11 protein-coding genes and 2 riboswitches are annotated in these 16,766 nt (G+C 27.8%); of the genes, 9 read left to right on the forward strand and 2 right to left on the reverse strand.

Annotation, left to right across the window (positions count from 1 at the left end; translation table 11 throughout):
• Nucleotides 1-149: 149 nt before the first annotated feature.
• The 6 genes from ACYUE0_RS05590 (at nt 150) to wecB (ending at nt 9,781) form a co-directional block, all read left to right on the forward strand.
• Complete coding sequence (locus ACYUE0_RS05590) at nt 150-440, forward strand: Dabb family protein (RefSeq protein ID WP_460269800.1); 291 nt, start codon at nt 150-152, stop codon at nt 438-440.
• Nucleotides 441-810: 370 nt separating this feature from the next.
• Nucleotides 811-2,595 carry a 5'-nucleotidase C-terminal domain-containing protein gene (locus ACYUE0_RS05595; protein ID WP_460269802.1) on the forward strand — a complete coding sequence of 595 codons (1,785 nt, stop codon included), beginning with the start codon at nt 811-813 and terminating at the stop codon, nt 2,593-2,595.
• Nucleotides 2,596-2,698: 103 nt separating this feature from the next.
• The gene (locus ACYUE0_RS05600) at nt 2,699-4,783 is read left to right on the forward strand and encodes a 5'-nucleotidase C-terminal domain-containing protein (RefSeq protein ID WP_460269803.1); all 2,085 of its coding nucleotides are present in this window, start codon (nt 2,699-2,701) and stop codon (nt 4,781-4,783) included.
• Between the two features lie 90 nt (nt 4,784-4,873).
• Nucleotides 4,874-4,975, forward strand: a riboswitch (purine riboswitch).
• A gap of 206 nt (nt 4,976-5,181) precedes the next feature.
• Complete coding sequence (ade, locus tag ACYUE0_RS05605) at nt 5,182-6,918, forward strand: adenine deaminase (RefSeq protein WP_460269805.1); 1,737 nt, start codon at nt 5,182-5,184, stop codon at nt 6,916-6,918.
• A 295-nt stretch (nt 6,919-7,213) separates the two neighbouring features.
• Nucleotides 7,214-8,434 (forward strand): dicarboxylate/amino acid:cation symporter, encoded by a 1,221-nt coding sequence (locus tag ACYUE0_RS05610; RefSeq protein ID WP_061995812.1) that lies wholly within the window; start codon nt 7,214-7,216, stop codon nt 8,432-8,434.
• Between the two features lie 240 nt (nt 8,435-8,674).
• Complete coding sequence (gene wecB / locus ACYUE0_RS05615; protein ID WP_460269806.1) at nt 8,675-9,781, forward strand: non-hydrolyzing UDP-N-acetylglucosamine 2-epimerase; 1,107 nt, start codon at nt 8,675-8,677, stop codon at nt 9,779-9,781.
• A gap of 58 nt (nt 9,782-9,839) precedes the next feature.
• Here wecB and ACYUE0_RS05620 read toward each other — a convergent pair whose 3' ends face one another.
• Both ACYUE0_RS05620 and ACYUE0_RS05625 read right to left on the reverse strand, forming a co-directional pair.
• Complete coding sequence (locus ACYUE0_RS05620; protein ID WP_061995810.1) at nt 9,840-10,583, reverse strand: 3'-5' exonuclease; 744 nt, start codon at nt 10,581-10,583, stop codon at nt 9,840-9,842.
• A gap of 170 nt (nt 10,584-10,753) precedes the next feature.
• A complete protein-coding gene (locus tag ACYUE0_RS05625) occupies nt 10,754-11,503 on the reverse strand; it encodes a DL-endopeptidase inhibitor IseA family protein (RefSeq protein ID WP_460269807.1) in 750 nt (249 codons plus the stop codon).
• A gap of 487 nt (nt 11,504-11,990) precedes the next feature.
• Between ACYUE0_RS05625 and ACYUE0_RS05630 the strand changes: the two genes are divergently transcribed.
• The 3 genes from ACYUE0_RS05630 (at nt 11,991) to mgtE (ending at nt 16,726) form a co-directional block, all read left to right on the forward strand.
• Nucleotides 11,991-13,145, forward strand: coding sequence for an MFS transporter (locus ACYUE0_RS05630; RefSeq protein WP_460269808.1), 1,155 nt, complete (start codon nt 11,991-11,993; stop codon nt 13,143-13,145).
• Between the two features lie 428 nt (nt 13,146-13,573).
• A complete protein-coding gene (locus ACYUE0_RS05635; RefSeq protein WP_460269809.1) occupies nt 13,574-14,812 on the forward strand; it encodes a metal-dependent hydrolase family protein in 1,239 nt (412 codons plus the stop codon).
• Between the two features lie 202 nt (nt 14,813-15,014).
• A riboswitch (M-box (ykoK) riboswitch) is annotated at nt 15,015-15,177 on the forward strand.
• A 202-nt stretch (nt 15,178-15,379) separates the two neighbouring features.
• Nucleotides 15,380-16,726: a magnesium transporter gene (gene mgtE / locus ACYUE0_RS05640; RefSeq protein WP_460269810.1), complete on the forward strand. Its 1,347-nt coding sequence runs from the start codon at nt 15,380-15,382 to the stop codon at nt 16,724-16,726.
• The last annotated feature ends 40 nt before the right edge of the window (nt 16,727-16,766 follow it).

Consider the following 16,766-nt stretch of genomic DNA (forward strand, 5'->3'; position numbering starts at 1 on the left):
ATTCGAAGGATATTTATAACGAGACAAGGAGATGAAATTCAGTCATAGTGGTGCTATGTCTGGATTTTAATGACGAAGTGTTCGTGGCAAATAGGCGAGAATACTGGTTTATTATTTATTCGATTTTGCCTAAATAAGGGGATGATTATATGTTTACACATATAGTATTTTTTAAACTAAAAAATCCAAGTGAAGAAAATTTAAAAAAAGTAAAAGAAATATTTTTAAGTATGAATGGAAAAATAGATTGCCTAAAATACTTAGAAGTAGGAGTAGATGAATTACATACAGAAAGGTCTTATGATATTGCACTTGTGACAAAATTTAATTCCTTAGATGATATGAATACTTACCAATCTCATCCATATCATGTCAATCATGTTTTAGCTCCATTAAAAGAAATGGTAGAGAGTTCTAAGGCTATAGATTATCATAATTAAATGACGAAAAAGCTATTTAAAATATAATTTGCTATATATTTTAAATAGCTTTTTAAATTATATAGGGAAACAAGCTCTAATTTGAATTTATTCAATAACCTTAAAATATTTTTATACAATATACAGTGTTGAATTCTAAGTAATTTGGAGCATGTCTCACTATTTTAGGTATCCAAGTTTTGGAATGAGTAATTTTAAAAGTAAACTTGGAACCCTATATAATAAAATATCAAAATCTAAATTTAAATATATAATTGTTTCAAATTTCGACAAATAATATACAATATAAGTTAAAATACGTAAAAGTGTTACAATATTTAATTAAATAGTGTATAATTATTACAAAAACATTTCATTAAGGGGGATACTTATGAAAGGAAAAGAAAGTTTAAAAAAATGTTCGTTTTTGCTAGCATTTATAATGATGTTTTCTCTTGTTTTCCAATTTGATGCAGAAAACGTATTGGCTAGCGAAAGTGAAAAGGTTATCAATATTTTAAGTTTCAATGATTTTCATGGTGCATTACAAGAATCAGGAAAAAATGTTGGAGCAGCAAAATTAATAGGAGAATTAAAAAAGTTTAAAAGTGAAAATCCTAATACTGTAGTAGTAAGTGGTGGAGACCTATTCCAAGGTAGTCCTATGTCTAACTTGAAAGAAGGACAACCGGTGGCAGATATGATAAAAATATTAGGTCTTAAATATTCTGCATTGGGAAATCATGAGTTTGACTGGGGAAGAGATAAGATACCTAATTGGCAAGAACAAGGAGATTTTAATTTTTTAGCAGCAAATCTTTATGATGATTCAACTAATGATACAGTTTCATGGGTGAAACCATATGCTATAGAAGAAGTTGATGGTGTAAAAATAGGATTTATAGGACTTATAACACCAGATACTGCAATTGCAACTAAAGCTGAAAATATTCAAGGACTAACATTTAAAGATCCAGTAGAAATCGCTACACAATTAAGCAAAAAATTAAAAGAAGAAGAAAAAGTAGATGTTGTTATAGCGCTAACACATATAGGTGGAAAACAATCTGAAGATGGAAGTATAACAGGTGAAGTTGCAAATTTAGCATCGGTAGAAGGATTAGATGCTATAGTATCAGCTCATTCACATACTAAAATTTCAGGAATAGTAAATGATGTGCCTATAGTACAAGGTATGAATAATGGTAGAGCAATAGCAAAACTTCAGATAAGTTTAAATGAAGATAAAACTATAAAATCTATAGCACCGTCTGTAGATGTTTTATATGAAAGAGCAGATACATTAATTGAAGATGCAGAAACTAAAAATATGGTAGATAATTATTTATTAGATTTAAAACCATTATTAGATGAAAAAATAGCAGATTTAACAGTAGACTTACCTCATGATAGAAGCAAGGGATTAACTGAACTTGGTGAGTTTGTAAGTAAAAATTTAGCAGAAGTTGCAGGTACCCAAATTTGTGTCATGAATGGTGGAGGAATAAGAGCACCATTATCAAAAGGTACTTTAACTATGGGAGACATGTATACAGTATTACCTTTTGATAATACACTTGTAACTATGGAAATAAAGGGTTCAGATTTAAAAAAAGTTATAGAAAATGGAATAGCACCAGCTAACTATGGTTGGGGTCAATTCTATGGTTTAAAGGTATATTATGAGCCAAGTAAAGAGTTTGGAGATAGAATACTTTCAATGGATTTATTAGATGGAACACCAGTAGAAATGGACAAGTATTACACATTAGCAACTAATGATATGATCTACGGTGGTGGAGATAATTATGACTTTTCAGGAGCCATAAATGTTAAAGATACAATGGTTCCATTAAGAGATTCTTTAGTAGAAAAATTCAAAACAGAAGGTACATTATCACATACTTATGGAAATAATCTTGTTGAAGGACCAAAACCTGAAGAAAAACCTGAAGAAAAACCTGAGGTGAAACCAGAAGTAAAACCAGAGGCGAAACCACAAGTAAAACCAGCTACTAAACCTTCTTCAAATAATAAAAAGAAAGAAGGTAAATTACCTCAAACAGGTGCCGCAAGAGGAAATACTGATATGTTAATGTTAGGATTTATATTAGTATCTTCAGCAGCATTTATAATGATAGTAAGCAAGAAAAAAGATAAAAACGATGTTGCATAAGTATAATTAAAAATAAGTTAAAGGTGGATAATTAATAAGATAAAGATTAATTATCCACTTTTAGATACATAAATTAATAAATCTATTATGATGGGGGATTCTTATGTTTAAAAAATTAAAAGGAAAAAAGCAAATAGCAATAGTTGTAGCTTTATCTATTGTAACTTCATTAACTTTAGGAAGTATTCCAACGAAGGCATTTGCTAATGATGAGGTTAAAGAAATTCAAGTTTTAGGAACATCTGATTTGCATGGATGGTTTATGTCTCATGATTATGCAAGTAATGAAGAACAAAAAAAAGGTGGGTTAACTCAAATATCATCATTATTTAAACAGCTTAAATCTGAAAATCCAAATACAATAATAGTAGACGCAGGAGATACCGTACAAGATAATATGTCAGACTTATTTATAAATGATGATATACATCCAATGTTATACGCTATGGACGAGATTGGTTACACATCTTGGACATTAGGAAATCATGAGTTTAATTATGGTGATAAAGTTGTAGAAAAAACAGTAAATAAGCCTAGAAAAATGAAGGTTTTATGTGGAAATGTTTATAAAGCAGATGAAAGCTTATTAGGTCAGCCATATGTAGTTGAAGAAATAGATGGGGTAAGGATTGCTAACATAGGTATGACTACACCAAATATACTAAAATGGGATGGTCCTAAGTTGCAAGGGTATAAAGTTACTGATCCTGTAATTGAAACAAGAAAAGCAATAGATAAAATAAAATCTAATAATGAAGCTGACGTAATAATTGCAACAGTTCACATGGGTAAAGATAAAGAATATATTGATGGGGATAATGCAACAGATTTAGCAAATGCTTGCCCGGAATTAGCAGCTATAATATGTGGTCATGCACATTCAAAAATACCAGGAGATATTGTAAATGGAGTATTAATAACAGAACCAGGTAAACAAGGGGAACAAGTTTCGAAAATTAATTTAAAAGTAATCAAAAATAAAGATGGAAAATATAGTGTAATTGATAAGCAATCTGATATTGTAAATGTAAAAGATTATCCTATTGATCAAGAATTAAATGAAAAACTTAAACCTTTCCATGATAAAGCAGTAGAAGAAGCTACTCAAGTTATAGGGACTTTAACAGGCGGAAATTTAGCTCCACAAGATGAGATTAAGGGAATAACTCAAGGACAAATACAAGATACTGCAGTTATGGATTTAATACTAAACACACAGCTACATTACACGAAGCAACATATTCCAGAGGGAGCAAGGAATATTACTTCAGCAGCATTATTTAGTCCAAGTGCTAATATTAATGAAGGAACAATAAGAAAATGTGATGTGGTTAAAATATATAAGTTTGATAATACATTATATACTTTAAAGATTAATGGAACTCAACTTAAAAAATATATGGAATGGTCAGCAAATTATTATAATCAATATAAAGATGGAGATTTAACAGTATCCTTTAATCCTGAAATGAGAGGATATGAATATGATATGTTTGCGGGAGTTAATTATGACATTAATATATCTAAGCCAACTGGACAAAGAATAGAAAATTTAACTTATGAAGATGGAACTAAAGTTAATGATAATGATGTGATTTACTTAACAGCTAATGATTATAGAACAAGTACTAGACTTTTAGGCGATTTATTTAAAGATGATAATGTAGAAGTTATACACAAAACAGCAGATGATGAAGTTAGCGCAGTTAGAGATTTAATAAGAGAATATATAATAAATGAAAAAGGTGGCAAAATACAACCTGATGTAGATAATAATTGGAAGATTACAGGTTATAATTTTGATCCAGATAAAAGAGAGGCTGCAGTTCGCCTTATTAATGAAGGAAAAGTAAATATACCTACAAGTGAAGATGGAAGAAGTCAAAACATAAGAAGTATAACATGGGATGATATAAAAGATTTTGTACCAGAACTAGAAAACCCTAAGGATGATTCAAAAGAAAATCCTAATGGAAAACCAGAGATTAAACCTGAAGAAAAACCAAATAAGGACTCTAGTAATAAAGAAAGTAGCACAAATAATAAAAAGAATAATGATAAAACTTTACCACAAACAGGTTCAAAATATGGTACTAAAGATATGATTGAACTAGGAGTAATATTTTTAATATTAGGTGGTGAAATTATTTTGTATATTAACAAAAATAAATTTAAGAAAATAGGCTAGTTTATAAAATAGATAGTAAATTTTTATACAATTTACTATCTATTTTTATGTTAAAAAAACTTTTCTGTTGACATAAAAAATCCTTTTAAATATAATAGGAACAATAACCTTCGTATAAGTCTAATAATATGGGTTAGACGTTTCTACAATACTACCGTAAATAGTATAGCTATGAAGACAGAATATACTTGGCTAAGTTTATTATTAATTGAGAAGTATATAGTGTTACAAGCTTTAAATTAAGTTTGTTAAATAACTAAAAGCTTGCATAACTTTTTAGGTCTATTCAGATTTTAAAGCAATTTTAAAAGTGAACTAGAAACCTTATATAAGTTGAAAAAAGTCACTTATAGTCTTATATCCACGAAGGTTAAATATTTTATAAGGTGGATTGAATAATGAAAAAAAAAATATTAAAAGGACAAATTCGAAGCTCAATAAATAAAGAGTTAAGTGATTTAGTAATAAAGAATATAACAGTAGTTGATGTATTTCAAAATGATACATTTATATGTGATGTAGCGATTAGAGATGGATATATAGTTGGTCTTGGGGAATATAATGGAAAAGAAATAATAGATGGAACTGGAAAATATATATGTCCAGGGCTTATAGATGGACATGCACATATAGAATCATCATTAACAACTCCAAATGAATATTACAAGGCTGCAGTTAAACATGGAATAACATCAATGGTTACAGACCCTCATGAAATAGCAAATGTTTTAGGTACCAAGGGAATAGAACTTATGATGGAATTGAGTAATGATTTACCATTAGACTATTATTTTATGTTATCTTCTTGTGTACCTGCTACGGGATTTGAAAGTTCAGGGGCAGTTTTAGAAAGTGAAGATTTATTACCTTTATATGAAAAAGATAATGTTTTAGGTTTGGCTGAAGTTATGAATAGTCCAGCTGTATTTAACTGTGAAGATTCAATGATTAACAAAATATGTGATGCAAGAGAGCGAAATTTAGTAATAGATGGTCATGGTGCTGGATTTAATGAATATATGATAAATGCATACACTACTGCAGGTATAACAACAGATCATGAGTGTCATAATGCAAAAGAAGTTATTGAAAGACTTAGAAGAGGAATGTATGTTTTAATAAGAGAAGGAACAGTTGCAAAAAATCTTAAAGAATTAATAAAAGCAACTAGTATATCAAATTCTAGAAGAGTATGTCTATGTACAGACGATAAACACATAGATGATTTGATAAAAAATGGAAGTATAGATCATTCTATAAGAATGGCTATAGAATATGGTTTAAAGCCAGAAACTGCTATACAGATGGCCACTTTAAATACTGCTGAATGTTATAAAATAAAAAATAAAGGGGCAATAGCACCAGGGTATATAGCAGATTTTTTGATTTTAAGTGATTTAAATAATTTCTTAATCGATATGGTATATAAAAATGGAAAAGTTGTTTTAAAGGATAATAAAATAGTTTGGGACTTAAAAAATAAAACTTATAATTTTGATGAATATAATAGTGTTAAATTACCATATTTAGATTTAAAAAGTTTCTCCATAGATTTAAAAAATAAAAATTATATAAATGTCATAGGTCTTATACCAAATAAATTAGAGAGTAATCATTTGAAAATAAATAAAAGTGAATTAACAAATAAAGAAAAGTTTGAAAGTGATATAACTAAGGATTTATTGAAGATAGCAGTAATAGAAAGACATAAAGGAAATGGAAATATTGGGTTAGGTATAATAAACGGATTAAAAATACAAAAAGGAGCTATAGCTACAACTATAGCCCATGATTCTCACAATATGATTGTAGCAGGGTGTAATGATGAGGATATATTATTTGCAACTAAAGAACTTGAAAAAATAGGTGGAGGGATAATAGTTGCACATAATAATAAGGTGTTAGCGTCTATACAATTAGAAATAGGTGGATTGATAACAAAAAGAAGTAGTGAAGATGTAGTTAGGGATTTAAATAATTTACATAAAGCAGTAGAAAAAATTGCGCCGGATATAGATTTTAATCCATTTTTAACATTATCATTTTTATCATTACCAGTAATACCAAATTTAAAAATAACAGATAAAGGTTTATTTGATGTAAAAGAATTTAAATTTATAGATGTTGCACAGTAGTAAATAAGTATGAAAACTTAAACTTCAATTTATTTGTGTTTAAATTATAATTTATGAAATCAATGCTTAGGGATGGTAAATTAATTATCATTTTTAAGCATTTTTTAAATAACAATTGGATTTGTAAACTATTTTTATATTTATAATATTATAAATTAAAACTTAATTTTATACAAAATATACCAAGTTACATTAATATATTTTCAAGTTTGACTGTAACTTGTATAATAAAAAGGGGTTTTGAATTGATTGTTTATGAGTTTATTTAATAAACATGTAGAAAGGTAAGATGAGAGTGAAATTTTTAAAAAATTATAAGTCATCATTAATTTTACTTGCATCAATTTTTATTGGTGGAATTATAGGATTAACGATGGGAGAAAAAGCTATAGTTTTTGAGCCTTTTGGAAATTTATTTTTAAATTTAATATTTTCATTATTAGTACCTATAGTGTTTTTTAGTATATCCTCTGCTATTGCTAACATGGATAATTCTAAAAAGCTTGGTAAGATTTTAGGAACGACTATAGTAGTTTTTGCTATTACTGCTACTATTGCAGGCATTATAGGTGTTGTAAGTTTTAAATTATTTGACCCAACTAAAGGATTGGATCCATCTATATTTAAAGAGATTATGAGTAATTTTGAAGGTAATGCAACTGAACATGTTGGTATATTTGAAAAAATTGTTTCCAGTATAACGGTAAAAGATTTTTCAGAGTTATTATCAAGAAGTAATCTTCTTGCATTAATAATATTTTCTATGTTAGTTGGATTTGCTACAATGTTATCTAAAGAAGATGGTAAACCCTTTGCTTCATTTTTAAATAGTGGATCAGTAGTAACAATGAAAATGATGAGTTTAATAATGTATTATGCACCAATTGGACTAGGAGCTTACTTTGCTTCAGTTATAGGGCAATTAGGTAGTCAAATTTTACAAGGGTATGCTAAAGTATTTGTATTATATTTAGTTATAACAGTTATATATTACTTTGGATTCTTTACTTTTTATGCTTACGTAGCAGGTAAGAAAAATGGTATAAAATTGTTTTGGAAAAATGCAGCAGAACCATCAATTACAGCAATTGCTACTTGTTCAAGTGCAGCGTGTATTCCTGCTAATATTAGAGCAGCAAAAAAAATGGGAGTTTCAGATACTCTTGCTAATATTATTATGCCATTAGGAGTGAACATACACAAAGACGGCTCCGTAGTAGGTGGTATATTTAAGATAATGTTCTTATTTGGGATATTTGGAAGAAGTACTGATGATTTTGGTACATTATTTATAATTTTAATTGTTGGTCTTTTAATTGGAGCTGTAGTAGGTGCAGTTCCAGGTGGTGGAGCAATTGGCGAAATGCTAATTCTAAGTATATTTGGATTTCCACCAGAAGGATTAGCTATTATGCTTGTTATAGCAACAATTATTGATGCGCCTGCTACACTTATAAATTCAGCAGGAAATACAGTTTGTACAATGCTAATATCAAAATTTGTAGATGATAAATAAATTATTACAGAAAACAGGAAATTTAATTATATTAAATTTCCTGTTTTTATACCCTAAAATTAGTAATGTATATAAATTTGTGTAAAAAAAGAGTTTTTAAGTATAATAGATACAAAAGGTAATATATATTGTAAAATTATAATATAAAAAATAATATTAAGTATAATACTATAAGCAGATATATAATAAACAGAATTTAAGGTTATTATTAAAAGTGTATTGATTGAAGGAGGAAATGTAATGATAAAGGTAATGACTGTGTTTGGGACAAGACCGGAAGCAATAAAAATGGCACCTTTAGTAAAAGAATTAAATAGTAGAGAAAATATTAAAAGTGTTGTTTGTGTTACTGCACAGCATAGAGAAATGCTAGATCAGGTGTTAACTGCATTTGATATAAATCCAGATTATGATTTAAATATAATGAAAAAAGGTCAAACGTTAGTTGATATAACAACAAATGCATTACAAAAATTAAATGAGGTTATAAAAGAAGTTAAACCTGATATAGTTTTAGTTCATGGAGATACAACAACAACTCTATCTGGTAGTTTAGCAGCCTTTTATAATCAGGTCGCAGTTGGTCATGTAGAGGCAGGACTAAGAACTTATGATAAGTATTCTCCATTTCCAGAAGAAGTAAATAGACAAGTTACAGGGATAATAGCAGATATGCATTTTGCACCTACTGAAATATCTAAGAAAAATTTAATTAAAGAAGGAAAAAAAGAAGAAAGCATATATATTACAGGAAATACAGCTATAGACGCTTTAAAAACAACAGTAAACAATGAATACTATCATCCTATATTTGCGAAAATTGGAAGTGACAGAATGATTCTTTTAACTGCTCATAGGAGGGAAAATTTAGGAGAACCTATGAAAAATATGTTTAAGGCTATAAAAAGAATTGTTGATGAGTTTGATGATGTTCAAGTGGTTTATCCTGTGCACTTAAATCCTATTGTAAGAGAAATTGCTAATGAAGTTTTAGGTAATAATCAAAAGGTGCATCTTATTGAACCTTTAGAAGTATTGGATTTTCATAATTTTTTAAATAAAGCATATATAATAATGACTGATAGTGGTGGAATTCAAGAGGAAGCACCATCACTTGGAAAGCCTGTTTTAGTTTTAAGAGATACTACAGAAAGACCTGAGGGGATATTAGCAGGAACGTTAAAATTAGCAGGAACAAAAGAAAAAAACATTTATAATTTAACTAAAGAATTATTAGATAACGAAGAAAAATACAATAAAATGGCAAAGGCTAATAATCCATATGGAGATGGTAATGCTAGTAAATATATAGTTGACGATATAATAGAAAGATTTAAACAAGAATAACTTATTTGAGTATAGAATAAAAGCTATGAAATTTGTATAAATTTCATAGCTTTTATTACTAATCAACATTAAATTGATTAGTTTTGCCCATAAAATATGCAGTTTTAATTATATATTTTTCTTCTTTAGTAATTTTTCTATTAAGCATTTTTTCAAATTGATTAAGTAATCCTTCTAAATCAACCTTGGAAGTACTGTTAGTCTTTCGACTAGTACTTTTAGTAATCTCATATATGGTTGGGATAATATCATTTTTATATAATTTTTTAAATATTTCTGATGTGTATAAAGCATCATTTAAAGCATTATGAAAATTTCCATCAACAGAAATAGATAGTAAATCTATAGCTGTACTTAATCCTATAACTTTACCTTTTTTATAATTAAAGTATTTAGATGCATATTTCTGAATATCAATAAATTTTTTAGGTAATAATGAATCATCTAAATTATAATGTTTGGCATTTCTAAATAATTCTTTCATATCACAAGCTCCCCAAACAACAAAGATATCATTAGAAGAAACAAAATTAGTAAAGGAATTATAAACATCTTCAAAATTATCACCATTATTTAAAATATTAATATTTATAGAAGTTAATTTTTCAATAATAGGATTAAGTTCAGAGTATATTTGTGGTTTTATAAAAGAATTAAACCTATCAATTAAATTAAAGTTTTCATCTAATTTTACTGCTCCAATTTGGATTATTTCAAAAGGGCAGTCAGTATTAGATTTTAAATCATTTTTGCTAGTATTTGTGATTTGATTAAATTCTAAATCAAAAATTATATAATTCATTTTCTACTCCAATAATATTAAACTTATATAATAAGTATATCACTAAAAGCAGCACATTATAACAAATTTGAAAATACAAAAAAGCTAAGTTGAAAACTTAGCATAATAATTTAAAAAAGTTTTGGTTAAAAATGAAAGAACATAAAGTATATTATCTTATATAAATTATATTAAACATACCAAAAGTTTGTAAATAACCATTTGCCATCAATAAGTTGAAGAGTTTTTACTTCTTTGCCTATGTCATTTTCAGAATATACACGAGAAAAAGTTACAGTTATTTGATTTTCATTGTATTCAATATTTCTTTGAGAATCAGCATAGTTAACTCTTCTACCAGCATCTCCTATAGTAAAATATAATTTTCCGTCTTCAGTTATTAAATATTTATCTAAAAGTGAGTTTATAGTTTCATTGGTAAAATAAGGTTTTAAAGAATCAGCCATTTCTTCTCTTGAATTAAAATCAGTAACTTCACCATAATAAACATCATTTTTAATTATAATGTTTTTGGAATAATAGGCAGAGCCTTTAAATATGGACCTTAAAGCTTGTTCACCATTATTTATAAGATTCATGATTTCAGATTCAGAAATAGAAGGACTTTCTTTAACAGTTTCAGGATTTACTTTTTCTGAATTAGATGTATTTTCATTATTAGAATCATCTTCTTTTGAAAGGTTGTTAACTATAGTCTCTACATCTTTTGAACTATCATTTGATTTAGAAGCATCTTTAGATGGAATTGCTTCTTTTTTATTTGTAGAATTACTGACATCTTTTTTAGATGAATCTTTTTTTGTTTGCAAATTGACAGCCGTAGAAGTATCCTTAGGTTTTAAATTCTCGTTAGAATTATTAGAACACCCAATAAAAGTAATAGTGCATAGAGAAATTAAAATACAAATTAATTTTTTCAAAATGCTCAACTCCTAATAAATTTAAATTTATAAAGTAACATAAAAAAGTTTAAATGTATTAATTTTTATTAAAATACTTTCTTTCTCTTAGTAATATATTAATATGTAATTCACAATGTGACTAAAAAATTAAATTTTTAATAATTAATTTAGTATAAGTATATAAAAGGAAAATTAACAAAAAATTTTTAAAAGCAAGATTAAATATTATGGTATAATTTACTTAAATATACAATTGAAAGGGGAATGCCTTTATGGTCGCATCTAAACATTGATTTGTACTAACAAGTTGAATAACATTACAGAAGTATAATTTTTGTGATGTGAATTTTAAAAGAGCCTAGATTTTTAGGTCTATTTGTTATGCAAATAAATATAGGAATATAAGTTTCAAATTTAATTTATTAATAAAAATAATTTTACTAAGATTAGATAGATTAAAAATAGAACTTGGAATCCTAGGTGTTTAGAATAATGGAGGGCGATTATGAAAGGATTAAAAAATAAATATATATTATATATTATAGCTTTTTTTCAAGGGCTAGTGTTTTATGGAGCTTTTGCAACTATTTATAGATTGGATAGAGGGCTTCAGTTAAATGAAATATTCTTTTTAGAAAGTATATTTGTGTTACTTATGATGTTTTTTGAAATTCCCTGGGGTGTTGTTGGAGATAAAATAGGATATAAAAAGACTTTGAATATTTCCTTTGGATTATTTTTATTGTCAAAAGTAGCTTTTTATTATGCAAATTCATTTAATATGTTTTTATTAGAAGCAATATTAGCTGCGTTAGCTATTTCAGGTATTTCAGGATGTGATAGTGCAATATTATATGGATCTATAAAGGAAGAAGATAGCGATAAGACTTTCGGAAGATATAGTGCATGTTCTACATTAGGTTTTCTAATATCATCACTTTTAAGTGGGGTAATGGTTAAAAAATCTTTAGATTTATTAGCATTAGCTACAATAATGGCCTATGTAGTAACTTTTTTATTAAGCTTCTTTTTAAAAGATGTTAAATTTGAGAGTAATGAAAAAAAAGAAACTATAATAGAAAGTTTAAAATCTTCGTTGGTAAATAAAAAAATTTTGATTTTTATCATTTTAATAGCAGTTATTTCGGAAACTACTCATAGTGTTTGTGTATTTTTAAATCAACCACTGTATATAAGAAGTGGAATAGACATGAAGTGGTTTGGAATATTAGCGGCATTTATGCAAATTGCTACGTTTATAGCAATTAGAGCACATGTAGTGAAAAAACGTATAGGAAGAAACAAGACTTATATTGTAGCTTTAATATTAATCATTATAGCTAATACAATGTTGATAGTTACTAATATTTCTTATATAACAATAGTATTAATATTTATTATTGAAGGATCTTTTGCAATTACACAACCATTAACAGAAACTATAAAAAATGCCAGTATAGATTCTATTAATAGAGCTACAATATTATCAGCTTACGCAATGATAGGTAACATAGTAGCTGCAGTTTGTAATATAATAATAGGTTTTTTTGCGAAAATATCTCTAAATAGTGCTTTAATAACATGTGTAATTCTTAATTGTATTGTATTTTTAATAGGATATATTTTAATAAAAAACAGTAAAATATTAATCAAAAAGTAATTTAAATAATACTGTACTAAGTTGAAAATCATAGAACTTAGTACAGTTTTTTATAAAAATTATTCAACAAGAAAATATAACATAAAATTTAAATTTATGTTAATAAAGTTTAAATTTTATATAGATAAAAAATCCCAATTAATATATACTAAAAGTGATGTTTTAATATAAGGCATGATTGAATAAATAATAGATTAGTATTCTCGCTTATTTGTTACGAATACTTTTTTGGTAAAATACACATATAGTCCAACTATGACTTGATTTCATCTTCTTGTCTTGTGACAAATATGCTTTGAATGTTTGATATCTTATTTCTTTTCATATGCCTAATGAAATTTAAAAAATTTGCATAGGTTTAAACAATTTTAATATTAATAAATTTAAAACATCCGAGGGTAAACCTATACAATTTAGGGGGGATTTTTATGAGTAAAATTGCATTTGTTGGCGGATTGCTAATAGATGGAACAGGAAAAGATTCAATAGAAAATTCACTAGTACTTGTTGAAGACAAGAAAATCGTTTATGCTGGAGAAATGAAAACGATTGAGGATGATTATGAGAAAGTAGAGATAATTGGCAAGACTATTATGCCAGGATTAATAGATAGTCATCTTCACTTTAGTGGAAACTTAACTGATAATGATAGTGATTGGGTACTTGAGCCACCTATACAAAAAACAATAGTAGCAGTTGCTCAAGCACGTGAAGCATTGGAACACGGATTAACATCTGTAGGAGAAATTTCACGTTCAGGAATACATATTCGTAATATGATAGAGGAAGGTATAATACCAGGACCACGTGTTGTAACTACAGGATTAGGATTTTGTAGAACAGCAGGACATGGTGATTCACATAGATTACCGTTAGACTACAATAACGATTCTCATCCTTGGGCAGAACGTATCGATGGACCATGGGAACTTCGTAAGGCTATAAGAAGAAGATTACGTGAAAATCCAGATGCAATTAAGATATGGTCAACAGGTGGAGGCATATGGAGATTAGATGCTAAAGCGGATTCACACTATTGTATGGAAGAAATACAAGCTGTTGTTGATGAATGTAAAATGGTAGGATTACCAGTTTGGTCACATGCAGAAGGATATGAGGGAGCATTAAATTCTTGTAAAGCAGGAGTTTCTGCAATTATACATGGACAAGAATTAAATGAGGAATGTCTTGAGATAATGAAAGAAAAGGATATAACTTTCTGTCCAACTCTTCAATTTTTCTTTGAGTGGTTTACAGTATATGAACCACCATATAGACCAATACATGATAAATATCCAGGTGCAACAATTGCAGAAAAAGAATTAAATCGTATAATAGATAATCTTCAAAATGCAAATAAAAAAGGTATTAGAATTACAGTAGGTTCAGATTCGTTTTGTAGTAGTTTAACTCCATATGGTAAATATGCAATAACTGAAATGTATGCATTAAATAAAGCAGGTCTAACATCAATGGAAACAATAATGGCTGCTACCAAAAATGGAGCTGAAATGCTTAGAATAGATAAAGTAACAGGAACATTAGAAGAAGGAAAATTTGCTGATATTCTTGTAATAAATGGGAATCCATTAGAAGATATAAAAAATATATCCGTAGATAAAATGGACGTAATAATGAAAGAAGGAACTTTTGTTAAAGGAAAATAATTAATTATTTAAAAAGGGTATTCAAAATTTATTTTGAATATCCTTTTCTGTTATTTAGTTGTGTTTTTGATTTAATTTATTAATGAAAATTTTATTATAAATTTAGAGAAACAATAGTATGAGGAATTTATACGTTGATTCAAAAATGTAAAATTTGATTTGACATGTATTATTTAAAGGAATAATATTATATGTGGAAGAAAAATTGAATTGTTAGGTGAGGCTCCTATAAAGACACATGCTACTGCCCAGAAAAATCGAGAGATTCCAATGGGTTAGCAGGAATTATCGCAAAGGTAATTTTTAATGTAGCTGACTACAAGTCTAAGCTTTATAGTGCTAAAGCTCTACAACTAAAAGATACTAGATTTTTTAGCAAGGAGCTGGAAGGTCTTTTTTGTTGTTTTTAATGATATTTGATATCTTTTTATAAATTTTGGAGGTGATATAAATGGACAGCGACCCTTATAGTAGGTGCAATTTTACAAGTAAATATATAGGAGTAGCTTTGAATTCATTTATACACTTTTTATTCCAAGGCTTCTCTTAATTTAAAGGAGGAGTTTGATGAAACTTGAAATGGACAGAGAAGAATTAAAAAGGTTATTACTTTACGGTTCACAAAAGGGAATAGATGAAATAATAGAGGATATACATCCAGCAGACATATTAGATGTACTACATGAAATAGAGGCTGTAGATGTAATCAAAATACTTCATAGAATACCAGAATGGTTAATCGCAGAAGTCATAGACGAAGAAGATGATGAAGAAAAATATGCACTTTTGGTGAATTTTTCCGAGAAAAAGCAAAAAAATATATTAAAAGAAATGTCATCTGATGAAATCGCAGACTTGCTAGGTAGCTTAGATGAAATTGAATCTAAGAGAATTTTAGATAACATGCCAGTTGAAGAAGCTGAAGATGTTAAACAATTGCTTACTTATGCGCCAGATACAGCTGGTGGTATAATGGCAACAGAATATATTTCAATTAAAGAAAATATGACTGTGAAAGAAACATTAAAATATCTTCAAAAAGTTGCTCCAAATGCAGAAAGTGCATATTATCTGTATGTTGTAGATGAAGATGAAAAGTTAAAGGGTGTTGTATCATTAAGAGAAATAGTTGTAAGTCCTTTTGATACAATAATTATTGATGTTTTAAATAGCAACGTTATAAGTGTTCATCATGACATGGACCAGGAAGAAGTTGCACATAGATTTGAAAAATATGGGTTTTTAACAATGCCTGTTATAAATGATGAAGAGCAGATGTTAGGTATTGTAACCGTTGATGATATAATAGATGTTTTAAGAGATGAAACAACTGAGGATATACATCGTCTAGGTGGAGTAGGTGAAAGCGAAAAGGTTAATGGAACACTTTTTGAATCTGTAAGAAGTAGGCTCCCATGGTTATTTGTTAATTTACTTACTGCTATGTTAGCTTCAGCAACAGTAAGTATGTTTGAAGGAACTATAAGTAAAGTTGTTATATTAGCTACATTTATGCCAATAGTTGCAGGAATGGGTGGAAATGCAGGAACGCAGACATTAACAATAGTTGTTAGAGGATTAGCCTTAGGGGAATTAAATTTTGAAAATGCTAAAAAGATTTTCTTTAAAGAAATAGGTGTAGGTTTAACTAATGGACTTTCAGTTGGGATATGTATTTCTATAATAGGTGGATTATGGTCTGGAAAACCTGTATTTGGATTAGTTATTGGACTGGCTATGATTTTAAATATGACAGTAGCTACGACAGCAGGATTTTTAGTTCCATTGACACTTAAAAAATTAAAAATAGATCCAGCATTAGCATCAGCAGTTTTTGTAACAACAGCTACTGATGTTTTAGGATTTTTCTTTTTCTTAGGATTAGCAACAGTATTTATACAATATTTAATATAAGAGAAAAGAAGCTCTTTAATTATTTTGAGCTTCTTTTCTC

The organism is Clostridium sp. CTA-19, from assembly GCF_054767855.1.

Bases quoted from the DNA above. Each gene is read 5' to 3' on its own strand.
- ACYUE0_RS05595 (WP_460269802.1), top strand. From the start codon at position 811: ATGAAAGGAAAAGAAAGTTTAAAAAAATGTTCGTTTTTGCTAGCATTT.
- ade (WP_460269805.1), top strand. From the start codon at position 5,182: ATGAAAAAAAAAATATTAAAAGGACAAATTCGAAGCTCAATAAATAAA.
- ACYUE0_RS05600 (WP_460269803.1), top strand. From the start codon at position 2,699: ATGTTTAAAAAATTAAAAGGAAAAAAGCAAATAGCAATAGTTGTAGCT.
- ACYUE0_RS05630 (WP_460269808.1), top strand. From the start codon at position 11,991: ATGAAAGGATTAAAAAATAAATATATATTATATATTATAGCTTTTTTT.
- ACYUE0_RS05635 (WP_460269809.1), top strand. From the start codon at position 13,574: ATGAGTAAAATTGCATTTGTTGGCGGATTGCTAATAGATGGAACAGGA.
- ACYUE0_RS05590 (WP_460269800.1), top strand. From the start codon at position 150: ATGTTTACACATATAGTATTTTTTAAACTAAAAAATCCAAGTGAAGAA.
- wecB (WP_460269806.1), top strand. From the start codon at position 8,675: ATGATAAAGGTAATGACTGTGTTTGGGACAAGACCGGAAGCAATAAAA.
- ACYUE0_RS05620 (WP_061995810.1), bottom strand. From the start codon at position 10,583: ATGAATTATATAATTTTTGATTTAGAATTTAATCAAATCACAAATACT.
- mgtE (WP_460269810.1), top strand. From the start codon at position 15,380: ATGAAACTTGAAATGGACAGAGAAGAATTAAAAAGGTTATTACTTTAC.